We start from the raw sequence: 11,895 nt of genomic DNA, 5'->3' as shown, positions 1-11,895 counted from the left end.
GAATAATTGCCGTCCGGCCGCACCTGCTTGCCGCCGATGAACAGCTTTGCCGTGCGGTCGATTGCCGAGCCGTCGGCCTGCTCGACAGGCTGTGCGGAGGTCGTCGCCGGCTTGATGACCGGCCCGAGCGGCAATTTTGCCGTGAGATACTCGAACATGCCCTCGCGGCCGCCCTCGCGGCCGAAACCGCTCTCGCGGTAGCCGCCGAAGCCACAGGCGGCGTCGAACATGTTGGTGCCGTTGACCCAGACCACGCCGGCCTTCAATTGCGGCGCGACGTGCAAAGCAAGGTTGACGTTCTCGCTCCACACCGAGGCGGCGAGCCCGTAGCGCGTGTTGTTGGCTAGCTCGATCGCTTCCTCGGTGTTGCGGAAGGTCATGGTCGCCAGAACAGGGCCGAACACCTCTTCTTGTGCCAATATGTTAGCCGGCGAAACACCTGTGGCGAGCGTCGGCAGATGGTAGTAGCCGGAAGACGGCAGCGCCGCATCCGGCTGCCAGCAGACGGCGCCCTGCCTGGCACCTTCGGCAACCAGGCCCTTGACGCGGTCAAGCTGGGTCAAGTCGACCAGCGGGCCGATATCGGTGTTCTTGTCGAGCGGGCTGCCGACGCGTAGCCGGCGCATACGCGTCTTGACCTTGGCGATCAGGGCGTCGGCGATGCCTTCCTGCACCAGCAGCCGCGAGCCGGCGCAGCAGACCTGGCCCTGGTTGAACCAGATACCATCGACCAGGCCTTCGACGGCGCTGTCGAGATCGGCGTCTTCGAAGACGATGAAGGCCGATTTGCCGCCGAGCTCCAGCGACAGTTTTTTCCCTGACCCGGCGGTAGCCTTGCGGATGATCTTGCCGACCTCGGAAGAGCCGGTGAAGGCGATCTTCTGGATGCCGGGATGGTTGACGATTGCCGCGCCCGCTTCCGGCCCACCCTGGACGATGTTGACGACGCCTTTCGGCACGCCGGCGCGTTCGCAAATCTCGGCAAACAGGATAGCGGTCAGCGGCGTGAACTCGGCCGGCTTCAGCACCACGGTGCAGCCGGCGGCGAGCGCCGGCGCGATCTTCCAGGCCAGCATCAGCAGCGGAAAGTTCCACGGGATGATCTGGCCGACCACGCCGACACCCCTGTGGCCGGGGAAATCCTTGTCCAGCGCCTGCGCCCAACCGGCATGGTGGATGAAATGGCGGATCGCCAGCGGCACGTCGATGTCGCGGCTTTCACGGATCGGCTTGCCATTGTCGATTGTCTCAAGCACCGCGAACAGGCGCTGGTGGCGCTGCATGGCGCGGCCGATGGCATAGAGCACCTTGGCCCTGACATAGCCTGAGGCTGCCGACCACTTCGGCAGCGCCTTGGCGGCGGCCGCAACCGCCGCGTCGATATCGGCGGCATTGGCGTCCGAGACGTTGGCCAGCAGCTTGCCGGAAGACGGCTCGCTGGTCTTGAAGGTCTTGCCGCCGGACGCGGCTTTCCAGTCGCCGCCGATGAACAGCGCCTTGCCGAAATCGCGCGCGGCAAGCCAGGCGTCGGCCTCGTTGCGGGCTTCCGGCGCCGGGCCGTATTCCATGGCGTGGTAGCGGTCGAGAATGTTCATTGGGCGCCTCCTTCACCCCTCCCACTTGTGGGAGGGTCGATCGGCTTGCCGATCGGGTGGGGGTAAATCTCTCAAGCCATCGCGTGGCGATGATTGGCCGAATAGTGTCCGGTCAGATGGTGCTCGAGCTGGCGCTCGATGTCGGTCAAGAGGCTCGACGCACCGAAGCGGAACAGGTCTGGCTCCAGCCATGGCCGGCCGAGCTCTTCCTTCATCAGCACCAGCCAGTCGAGCGAGGCCTTGGCGGTAGAAATGCCGCCGGCCGGCTTGAAGCCGATGAGATAGCCGGTTTCCTCGAAATAGGCCCTGATGGCGCGCACCATGGCGAGGCCGACGGGCAGCGTCGCATTGACGCTTTCCTTGCCGGTCGAGGTCTTGATGAAGTCGGCGCCTGCCATCATCGCCACCATCGAGGCCAGCATGACGTTGCGCAGCGTTGCGAGGTCGCCGGTGCCGAGGATGACCTTCAGATGCGCGTCACCGCAAGCGGCGCGCATCGAGACGATCTCGTTGTAAAGCTCCCGCCACTTGGCCCCGAACACCAGGCCGCGCGGGATGACGACGTCGATCTCGTCGGCGCCGTCGCGGACCGAGGCCTCGATCTCCTGCAGGCGGGTCGACAGCGGCGTAAGGCCATGCGGGAAGGCGGTGGAAACGGCGGCGACATGGATGCCGGTGCCGCGCACCGCATCGACGGCGGTGGCAACGAAGGGATGGTAGACGCAGACGGCGGCCGGGCGGATGGTTTCACCTGATATGCCGAGGCCCTCGACGATGTCGCGGCGGAACGGATTGATCGCCTTGGCGCAGAGCCGACGCACACGCTCCTCGGTATCGTTGGAATTCAGCGTCGTCAAATCCATGCAGGCGACGGCGCGCAGCAGCCAGGCCGCCTGGTTGTCGGCCTTTATCGAGCGCCGCTTGGTCAGGCTGGCGACGCGCCGTTCCAGCGCCGAGCGATTGACGCTGCGCACCGATTCCATGAAGCCGAGGTCGAGCTTCATGCCTGGATTGCGCGCAATGCGATGGTCCGGGGGAACGGCTGTGTTGGCGGCGGCACGCGCGGGCAGCGGCGTCACCTTGGACGAGCCGACATCGGCTTCGCGGATTGTGCTGCTCATCTCCTGCCCTTTCATTCAGCGACGTGTGCCGAAGATAGCCCGTGAAGCCGTACTTCACGAGTCCTGCGGGCGGTCATAACCGAAAAAGGCGGCGAAAGCAGCAATTTTTGACCGTGCGGTCAAAAACATAGACTTCGAGATGTTGGTGCGTCTCAGCCGACGAAGGCGCGCTCGACGACAAAAGTCGCTGGATGGCTCAGCGACCCTTCCTCGAAGCCAAGGCTTTCGGCCAGTTCCTTGACGTCCTTCAGCATATGCATCGAGCCGCAGATCATGATGCGGTCGGTTTCCGGGCTGAGCTTGTCGATGCCGAGATCGCTGTAGAACTTGCCGGAGCCGATCAGCGCGGTGATGCGGCCCATGCGCGCTGAGTCCTCGCGGGTCGTCGAATTGTAGAGCGTGACGCGTCCAGTGGTCAGTTCGCCGATCAGCGGGTCGCTTTCCAACGCCGCGACCAGCTCCTGGCCGTAGGTGAGTTCCGCATTGTCGCGGCAGGTATGGGTCAGGATCAGCTGATCGAACTTGTCGTAGGTGTCGGGGTCGCGCAGCAGGCTGGCGAAAGGCGCGATGCCGGTGCCGGTCGAGATCATGAACAGCCGCTTGGCCGGCGTCAGCGCGTCGACCACCAGCGTGCCGGTCGACTTCTGGCGCATGATAACCGTATCGCCGACCTGGATCTTCTGCAGTTCGGAGGTCAGCGGACCGTCCGGCACCTTGATCGAGAAGAATTCCAGCTCCTCGTCCCAGGCCGGGCTCGCCACCGAATAGGCGCGGTACACCGGCTTCTCGGCATTGGGCAGGCCGATCATGACGAACTCGCCGGAGCGGAAGCGCAGCGACTGCGGACGGGTGATGCGGAACGAGAACAGCCGATCGGTATAGTGCTTCACCGAGACGACGGTTTCGGCATAGACGTTGGCCGGAATCGGGAACTGCAGCGGTCGGGCGCCGACGGTGTTGAGAGCGGATGTGGTGTTCATCAAAACCAACCTTCTGGCCCAACCGTGGACGCGGGCGCCAAACTTTCACCTGCACGCCCGGACCATTCAGATCCCGGCGGGCTGTTCGCACACTGCAAAGCGGCAAGCTCTTGTGTCCGGAATTTATTAGTATACAAACGATATTTGCGTCAAGATGCTCCCTTAAAACAGCTTTCCAAACTGGCGCATATCCGTAGTCCGCGCATTTCGGGTTTCGACGATGGAAGAGAATATTTCGGCGCAAGCGCGCAATTCCCGGGGAAATGTCGTCGCCGGTATCGATGTCGGCGGCACCTTCACCGACCTGCTCCTGATCGACGGAAGCGACGGCGGCCGGGTGTATCTGGCCAAGACGCCGACCACGGTGGACAACCAGGCTTTCGGTGTGGTTTCGGCACTCGGCGCCACCGGATTTGCCATCGATAGCATCGACCTCATCGTGCATGGCACGACCACCACCACCAATGCGGTGCTCGAACGCCGGCTGGCGAAAACCGGCATGATCACCACGCGCGGTTTTCGCGACGTGATCGAACTGGGCCGGCGCACGCGGCCGCAGGCCTATGGCATGACCGGCAGCTTCGTGCCGATCATTCCGCGCAATCTCAGGCTCGAAGTCTCGGAGCGCGTCGAAGCATCGGGCGCGGTGCGCACGCCGCTCGACGAGACCGAGATGCGCGACGCAGTGCAGACGCTGATAGCGGCCGGTTGCGAATCCCTGGTCATCCATTTCCTGCATTCCTACGCCAACCCGGCACATGAGCGGCGCGCCGTCGAAATCGCCACCGAACTCTGGCCGAACGGCTACATCACGGCAGGCCATGCGCTGCTGTCGGAAGCGCGCGAATTCGAACGCGGCGTGACCGCTTCGGTCAACGCCTCCGTGCAGCCGATCCTCGAGCGCTACGTCGAGCGGCTGCGCAAGGAATTGGGCGCGAAAGGCTATGCCCGCGACTTCCTGATCATGAACGGCAATGGCGGCATGATCTCGGCCCGCTTCGTCACACGTGAATCGGCCAAGACGGTCATGTCCGGCCCGGCCTCCGGCGTCATCGCCGCCGCCTACACGGGAAAACGCGCCGGCTTCGAAAACCTCGTCACCTATGACATGGGCGGCACCTCGACCGACGTGGCGCTGATCCGCAATGCCGAGCCGGCAGTCTCGAACGAGATCGAGATCGAATATGCGATGCCGATCCATGTGCCGATGGTGGCGGTGCACACGGTCGGCGCCGGCGGCGGCTCGATCGCCCGCGTCGATGCGGCCGGCCTGATCCAGATCGGTCCGGAAAGTGCCGGCGCCAATCCCGGCCCGATCTGCTACGGACGCGGCGGTCTCGAGCCGACCATCACCGACGCCAATCTGGTGCTCGGCCGGCTGGCGCCGAAGAAGCTGCTGGCGGTCCAAAATCCCGTCACATCAGAGCGCGTCACCGGCATTTTCGAAGACAAGATAGGCAAGGCGACCGGCCTGTCCGGCGTCGAGGCGGCGGGCGCGGTGCTGCGGCTCGGCAACATGAAGATGGCGGGCGCCATCCGCATGGTCTCGGTATCGCGCGGCCATGACCCTCGTGATTTTACGCTGTTCGCCTTTGGCGGCGCCGGCCCGCTGCACGCAACGGCCCTGGCGCGCGAACTCGGCCTGCCCAAGGTGCTGGTACCGGCGCGTCCGGGCATCACCAACGCACTCGGCTGCGTCGTCGCTGACCTGCGCCATGATTTCGTCAACACCGTCAACCAGCCGGTGGCGGTGCTCGACGAAACACAGCTTCGCACCGTATTGGAACGGCACCGGAACGAAGGCGAAGAGCTGATCGGCAAGGAAGCGGTGAAGCCGGAGACGATCCGCGTCACGCACTCCGCCGACATGCAGTTCGTCGGCCAGACCCACATCATCAACGTGCCGCTGCCGTCCTCATCGGTGACTCGGGCAACGCTGCAGCAGCTTTTCGAAAAGGCCTATTTTGCCCGCTTCAAGGTCGAACTGCCGGAAATCCGCGCCAACCTTGTCAATCTCAACACCTCGGTGACGGGCGTCCGCCCGTCGATAGACCTGTCGCGCCTGATCGACCCGGCTGGGCGCGCAACAACGCTCGACGAGGCGCGGCGCGAGATCCGGCCGGTCTGGTACGCCGGCCAATGGCACGACACGCCGGTATACGCGCGTGAAAAGCTGCCGCTTGACGCTGAAATCGAAGGGCCGGCGATCCTCGAACAGATGGATGCCACCACCGTGCTCGAGCCCGGCGACCGCGCACGCAGCGACGCCGACGGCAACATCATCATCGACATTGGCGAGGCCTGAGATGCCAAATCTTGATAGGGCAAAGCTCGACGCCATCACCCTTTCGGTCCTGCAGGCGGCACTGCAGCAGGTCTGCGACGAGATGGACCTGACCTTCTCGCGCGCCGCCTTCTCGCCTGTCATCGCCGAGGCCAATGACCGCTCCGACGGCATCTATTCGGCCGTCGATGGTTCGCTGATCGCGCAAGGCAGCCAGGGCCTGCCGGTGTTCGTCGGCGTCATGCAATATTCGACCAGGACGGTGATCGAGATGATCGCCGATGGCCGGTGCTTGGCCCCGGAGCCGGGCGACATCTACATCGTCAACGACCCCTATCTCGGCGGCACCCATCTGATGGATGTGCGCTTCGCCATGCCGGTCTACCGGGACGGCAAGATTTTCTGCTGGCTGTCCAACACCGGCCATTGGCCCGACATTGGCGGTTCGGTGCCGGGCGGTTTTTCGGCCTCGGCGACCGCAGTCGAGCAGGAAGGCCTGCGACTGCCGCCGGTCAAACTGTTCAAGAAGGGCGTGCTCGATCCGGAAATCTACGCCATCATCTGCTCCAACATCCGCGTTGCCGACCAGCGCATCGGCGACATCCGCGCCCAGGCTGCGGCACTGCTGATCGGCCAGGACCGGCTCAATGGGATCCTGGATCGTTACGGTGATGAAACGGTTGTCGAGGCGATCGCCGAACTGCGCCGCCGCGCGGCCGAGCAGATGCGCGCCAACATCTCAGCCATTCCCGACGGCATCTACCATTCCAAGGCGTTTGTCGATTCCGACGGGGTGGTTAACGAGCCGCTGACCATCGCGCTCGCCGTCGAGAAAAAAGGCAATACGCTGACCTTCGATTTCACCGGCTCGTCAGAGCCCTGCGCCGGGCCGATGAACAGTGTGCTGGCGACGACCTTGTCCTCGGTCTATCTCGCCATGCGCCACATTTTCCCTGATGTGCCGATCAGCGCCGGTGCCTTCGAACCGCTTGAAGTCAAGCGGCCGGAAGGCACGTTCCTCGATGCCAGATATCCGCGCCCCGTATCGGGCTGCGCGGCCGAAGTGTCGCAGCGCATCGCGGAAGCGGTGTTCGCGGCGATGGTGCAGGCGTTGCCGGACAAGGTGACGGCGGCGCCCGCCGGCTCCAGCGGCAATTTCGCGCTCGGCGGCAACGATCCGGCGCGCGGCCGCGACTACGTCATGTACCAGATCTCCGGCGGCGGCTATGGCGGCAATTCAGGCCATGACGGGCTGACCAATGGCTGCTCGACCATCGGCATTTCCAAATCGCCGCCGGTCGAGATCATGGAGCAGGCCTTTCCTGTGCTCTACCGCCATTATGCCCTGCGCGAAGGTTCGGGTGGCGCCGGCAAGCATCGCGGCGGATTCGGGCTCGCCTATGAGGTCGAAATCCTGCGCGGTGACGCCCGTGCTTCTTTCGTCATGGATCACGGCCGTTTCGGCCCCCAAGGCGCACTCGGCGGCAGGGATGGCGCGGTCAACATGGTGACCGTCTTCCGCAACGGCGAGGAACATGTACCACCGCATTTGTCCAAGGAGCAGGACATCGCGCTCAAGGCCGGCGACCGCGTGCGTGTCGGCACGCCGGGCGGTGGCGGCTACGGCGATCCGCTGCAGCGCGATCCGGATCTGGTGCTGCGCGACGTGGCGTTGGGTTACTATACGGTCGAGGAAGCCAACGAAAAATTTGGCGTTGTCCTCTCGGCAGGCGAACTCGGCATCGACCGGACAGCGACGAACAAGCAGCGCGCCGGCTAACGCACGACCAATCGTGAGGGCTTGGTCCGCTCGCCGCGCCGCGATCGCCGCAGCGCATGTCGTTTCCGTCTCCGCCGGGATCATGAAAGCCCGTAGACTTCCCGCTTTCAACGGGGAACTCGAACATGCGTCTTTTCGGTCGTTTCGTGCTTGCCGCTTCCGTCGCTCTCACCCTTGCCACGGGCGCCGCCTCCGCCCAGGACAAAAAACTCAGGATCGGCACCGAGGGCGCCTATCCGCCCTTCAATTACGCCAGTGCCGACGGCACGCTGGGCGGCTTCGACATCGACTTGGGGAAGGCGCTATGCGCCGAGATGAAGGCCGAATGCGAGTTCAGCGTGCAGGATTTCGATGGTTCCATACCGGCGCTGCAGGCCGGCAAGTTCGACGCCATCATCAACATCACCATCACGCCCGAGCGGGCCGAGAAGGTCGAGTTCACCCACAAATACTACCAGACGCCGCCGGCCATCGCCGTACCGAAGGATTCGACCATATCAGGCACCTCGCCGGACGATCTGAAAGGCAAGGCGCTCGGCGTGCAGACCGCGACCATCCACCAGAAATTCGCCGACCAGAAATATGCAGGCTCGACGGTCAAGGCCTATCCGACGGGCGACGATGCCCGCACCGACATGGCCAATGGCCGCCTCGACGCGATGATGGACGGCTCGATCATCCTGACCGAGTGGTTGAAGAAGCCAGACGGCGCCTGCTGCAAGCTGCTCGGCACGCTGACGGCCGATCCGGCCATACACGGCCCCGGCGTCGGCATCGCCCTGCAGAAGGGCAACAAGGAGTTGGCCGACAAGCTCAATGCGGCCATCGACGCGCTGCGCGCCAATGGCAAGTACAAGGAAATCAACGACAAATACTTTTCCTTCGACGTCTACGGCAGCTGAGAACGACAACAGATGCCTTCCGGCAGCGCTGCCTGGCGCTGCCGTTTTTCTTGAACGATGGAGACTTCCTTGGCTGAGCGGCGTTCCCCTTTCTACAGCAGCATCGTCGGGCTGGGCGCGACCATGGGTCGTGTCGGGGGCGATTTCATCTCGGCCAAAACTTATTCCGGCATTGCCGACGAGCACCTGAACACCCGCAGGAATGTCGGCGTGCAGGATCTCAGCACGATGGGCAAGATGGATATCAAGGGGCCGGAGGCCGAGGCGCTGGTCAACCATGTCATCGTCAATAATGCCGCTGCCATGAAACCGGGCCAGGTCCGCTATTCCACGGTCTGCCGCGAGGATGGCGGCATCATGGACGACCTCACCGTGTTTCGGTTGGGCCCGGAGCACTTCATGCTGGTGACCGGCTCGGTCAACCGCCTGAAGATGCTGCCCTGGCTGCAGCATCACGCTCAGGGCCGCAAGGCCTATGTCACCGACATCACGGCGGCCATCGCCTTCCCGACCATCCAGGGTCCGCGCTCGCGCGAACTGCTGAAAGCGTTGATCGCGGATGCCGATCTGGATGGACTGAAGCGCTGGTCGTTCACGTCGGGCCATATCAACGGCACGAGAGTACTGATCTCGCGCACCGGCGTCACCGGCGAACTCGGCTTCGAACTGTTCGTGCCGGCCGACGAGGCGGCCTCTCTCTGGGACGCGCTGATGCGCACCGGCCGTGACTTTGGCCTGAAACCCTATGGCGTGCTGGCGATGTTCACGCTGGGCCTGGAAAAGGCCTATCCGGCGCACGGCATCGACATGGACGAGACCCGCACCCCGTTCCATGTCGGCCTCGACCGCTGGATCAAGTTCGACAAGGGCGATTTCATCGGCCGCGAAGCTTTGCTCAAGGTTCGCGACAAGGGCCTCGACGAGCAATGGGTCGGACTGATCCTCGACGGCGACAAGCCGGCCGCGGCCGATGCCAGGATTCTGGCCGATGGCGAGGACGCCGGCATCGTCACCTACAGCGACCACGGCTATTCCCTCGGCAAGGTGCTGGCCACCGCGCATCTGCGGCTGCCCTTCACGGCTGTCGGCACCGAATTGAGCATTGATATCGGTGGTAAGCCGACGCGTGCGGTCGCGGCGCCGATACCGTTCTTCGATCCGGAAGGGGCGAGGTTGCGAGGTTAGCTGACCCCCATCGGGTGTTTCGGCCATTTTCAAGGTATGCGGGCCGTCAACCAAGCGACCGTCGAAACCTCTGCGGTAGCCGGAACGATCAGCTCTCGCCGTCGATCAGCGTCTCCAGCAGATCGAGCAACTGCTCGAGCTTTTCGTGGCCGAAGCGCTGTTCGATGTCGTCATAAATGACGCGACGCTCCGGCGACAGGGCGTCGATCAGGGCGGAACCGGCGGGCGCAATGGTTAGAACGACGCGTCGGCCGTCGCCTTCGGCCTTGTTGCGGGTGATGAATCTGCGGCCCTCGAGCGCCTTGATGATGCGCGTCAGGCTGGGCGGCAAAACCGAGGCGCGGTCGGCGAGTTCCGTCGCCTCGACCGGGCCGGCTTCGCTCAGCACGCGCAGCACGCGCCATTGCTGTTCGGTCACGTCATGCGCCGCAAGCATCGGCCGAAACCGCGCCATCACCGCTTCGCGGGCATGAAGCAGCGCCATCGGCAGGGAACGACGGGTGTTTTCAGGCAGCAAGAAAAGAGCCTCCCACGCTTGCGATCGAAAACAGGCCTTCCCTCAGCCGAATCCGCCTGCCAGGGCCCGTTGCTGCCATCCCGTATCGTTGCGCCAAGGCCGATGCAAGACTTGACTTCGTCGGCGCTGCATGTAATTAACGCGTTAACTACAACAAAAGCAATAGACCAGGGAAACGCCGTGCCACACTTTTCCATCGAGTATTCAGCCAATCTCGATGCCAGGGTCGACATGGGCGAATTGTGCGCGCTGGTGTTGCGCACCGTGCTGGACACCGGGCTGTTCGAGACCGGCGCCGTGCGAGTGCGGGCCTTTCGCGCCGAGGCTTACGCGATGGCCGACAGTCTGCCGGAAAACGCCTTTCTCGACATGTCGTTCCGCATCGGCACCGGCCGCAGCCCTGATGAGAAGAAGCGGACCGGCGAGGCCGTCTTCGCGGCGGTGAGCGAATACCTTGCCACCCTGTTCGAGACCCCGCATTTCGCCCTGTCGCTCGAAATCCGGGAAATCGACCCGGAGCTGAGTTGGAAGAGAAACGCAATCCACCCGCGACTGCGCGGCAAGTGACGGAACCCGATATGTCCGACCTGCAAGGCAATCTGAACAAGGCCGAGGCCTATCTGGCCCGCTTCAAGCGCGACGGCGTGTTGAACCAGATCGGCGGCGAGGCGGTACCGGCGCTCGACGGCGCGACGTTCGAAACGCTGTCGCCGGTCGACCTGAAGCCGCTGGCAAGCGTCGCGCGCGGCGGAGCCGCCGACATCGACCGCGCCGCCAGGGCAGCCAAGGCTGCGTTTCCGGCCTGGGCCGCCATGCCGGGCGAAGCGCGCAAGAAGCTGCTGCACAGAATCGCCGACGCGATCGAGGCGCGTGCCGAGGAGATAGCCTTCGTCGAATGCATGGATACCGGCCAGGCGCTAAAGTTCATGGCCAAGGCGGCGTTGCGGGGTGCCGAGAATTTCCGCTTCTTCGCCGACCGTGCGCCCGAAGCGCGCGACGGCGAGACGCTGCGGACCGCGGGCCAGGTCAACCTCACCACACGGGTGCCGATCGGCCCGGTCGGCATCATCACGCCGTGGAACACGCCGTTCATGCTGTCGACCTGGAAGATCGCACCGGCGCTGGCGGCCGGCTGCACCGTGGTTCATAAGCCGGCTGAATTCTCGCCGCTGACCGCCCGCCTGCTGGTCGAGATCGCCGAGGAGGCCGGCCTGCCGAAGGGTGTCTGGAACCTGGTCAACGGCCTGGGTGAAGATGCCGGCAAGGCGTTGACCGAGCATCCCGACATCAAGGCGATCGGCTTTGTCGGCGAGAGCCGCACCGGCTCGATGATCATGAAACAAGGCGCCGACACGCTGAAGCGCGTGCATTTCGAGCTTGGCGGCAAGAACCCGGTGATCGTCTTTGCCGACGCTGATCTCGAGCGCGCCGCCGACGCCGCCGTATTCATGATCTATTCGCTGAATGGCGAACGCTGCACCTCGTCGTCGCGGCTGCTGGTCGAAGCCTCGATATATGAAAGCTTCACCGC

Annotated in this window: 10 protein-coding genes; 6 read left to right on the top strand and 4 right to left on the bottom strand. The window is 64.1% G+C overall.

Annotated elements, in window-relative coordinates; all coding sequences use genetic code 11:
• The 3 genes from EN749_RS19985 to EN749_RS19975 form a co-directional block, all read right to left on the bottom strand.
• The coding region (locus tag EN749_RS19985; RefSeq protein WP_128363783.1) for an aldehyde dehydrogenase family protein at positions 1 to 1,595 on the bottom strand (1,595 nt) is incomplete at its 3' end.
• Positions 1,596 to 1,666: 71 nt separating this feature from the next.
• On the bottom strand, positions 1,667 to 2,716 hold the full coding sequence (gene deoC, locus EN749_RS19980) for a deoxyribose-phosphate aldolase (protein WP_127380899.1): 1,050 nt from the start codon (positions 2,714 to 2,716) through the stop codon (positions 1,667 to 1,669).
• Positions 2,717 to 2,868: 152 nt separating this feature from the next.
• A complete protein-coding gene (locus EN749_RS19975) occupies positions 2,869 to 3,696 on the bottom strand; it encodes a ferredoxin--NADP reductase (RefSeq protein ID WP_127380900.1) in 828 nt (275 codons plus the stop codon).
• 220 nt (positions 3,697 to 3,916) lie between these two features.
• On the opposite strand from EN749_RS19975, the gene EN749_RS19970 reads away from it, so the two are divergent.
• From EN749_RS19970 to EN749_RS19955, 4 genes are all read left to right on the top strand, one after another.
• Positions 3,917 to 6,001, top strand: a complete 2,085-nt coding sequence (locus EN749_RS19970) for a hydantoinase/oxoprolinase family protein (protein ID WP_128363782.1) — start codon at positions 3,917 to 3,919, stop codon at positions 5,999 to 6,001.
• A 1-nt stretch (position 6,002) separates the two neighbouring features.
• Entirely contained in the window at positions 6,003 to 7,760 is a 1,758-nt protein-coding gene (locus EN749_RS19965; RefSeq protein WP_128363781.1) for a hydantoinase B/oxoprolinase family protein, read from the top strand.
• 125 nt (positions 7,761 to 7,885) lie between these two features.
• Positions 7,886 to 8,662 carry an ABC transporter substrate-binding protein gene (locus tag EN749_RS19960; RefSeq protein WP_127320873.1) on the top strand — a complete coding sequence of 259 codons (777 nt, stop codon included), beginning with the start codon at positions 7,886 to 7,888 and terminating at the stop codon, positions 8,660 to 8,662.
• A 69-nt stretch (positions 8,663 to 8,731) separates the two neighbouring features.
• The gene (locus tag EN749_RS19955; RefSeq protein ID WP_245481820.1) at positions 8,732 to 9,847 is read left to right on the top strand and encodes an aminomethyltransferase family protein; all 1,116 of its coding nucleotides are present in this window, start codon (positions 8,732 to 8,734) and stop codon (positions 9,845 to 9,847) included.
• An 88-nt stretch (positions 9,848 to 9,935) separates the two neighbouring features.
• Here the strand turns inward: EN749_RS19955 and hpaR are convergent, their stop codons facing one another.
• Positions 9,936 to 10,331, bottom strand: a complete 396-nt coding sequence (hpaR, locus tag EN749_RS19950; protein ID WP_245491458.1) for a homoprotocatechuate degradation operon regulator HpaR — start codon at positions 10,329 to 10,331, stop codon at positions 9,936 to 9,938.
• A 213-nt stretch (positions 10,332 to 10,544) separates the two neighbouring features.
• On the opposite strand from hpaR, the gene EN749_RS19945 reads away from it, so the two are divergent.
• Positions 10,545 to 10,931 carry a 5-carboxymethyl-2-hydroxymuconate Delta-isomerase gene (locus EN749_RS19945; RefSeq protein WP_127808416.1) on the top strand — a complete coding sequence of 129 codons (387 nt, stop codon included), beginning with the start codon at positions 10,545 to 10,547 and terminating at the stop codon, positions 10,929 to 10,931.
• 11 nt (positions 10,932 to 10,942) lie between these two features.
• On the top strand, positions 10,943 to 11,895 hold a 953-nt coding region (locus tag EN749_RS19940; RefSeq protein ID WP_128363778.1), incomplete at its 3' end, for an aldehyde dehydrogenase family protein.

Source organism: Mesorhizobium sp. M7A.F.Ca.ET.027.02.1.1 (genome assembly GCF_004022985.1).
In the GTDB taxonomy this organism is placed as follows: Bacteria; Pseudomonadota; Alphaproteobacteria; order Rhizobiales; family Rhizobiaceae; genus Mesorhizobium.
Note: the sequence above shows the minus strand (reverse complement) of the source record. Positions and strands in the feature narration are given on the sequence as shown.

Excerpts from the sequence above, each read along its gene's own strand:
- deoC (WP_127380899.1), bottom strand. The coding sequence starts at position 2,716 with ATGAGCAGCACAATCCGCGAAGCCGATGTCGGCTCGTCCAAGGTGACG.
- EN749_RS19960 (WP_127320873.1), top strand. The coding sequence starts at position 7,886 with ATGCGTCTTTTCGGTCGTTTCGTGCTTGCCGCTTCCGTCGCTCTCACC.
- EN749_RS19975 (WP_127380900.1), bottom strand. The coding sequence starts at position 3,696 with ATGAACACCACATCCGCTCTCAACACCGTCGGCGCCCGACCGCTGCAG.
- EN749_RS19970 (WP_128363782.1), top strand. The coding sequence starts at position 3,917 with ATGGAAGAGAATATTTCGGCGCAAGCGCGCAATTCCCGGGGAAATGTC.
- hpaR (WP_245491458.1), bottom strand. The coding sequence starts at position 10,331 with ATGGCGCTGCTTCATGCCCGCGAAGCGGTGATGGCGCGGTTTCGGCCG.
- EN749_RS19965 (WP_128363781.1), top strand. The coding sequence starts at position 6,003 with ATGCCAAATCTTGATAGGGCAAAGCTCGACGCCATCACCCTTTCGGTC.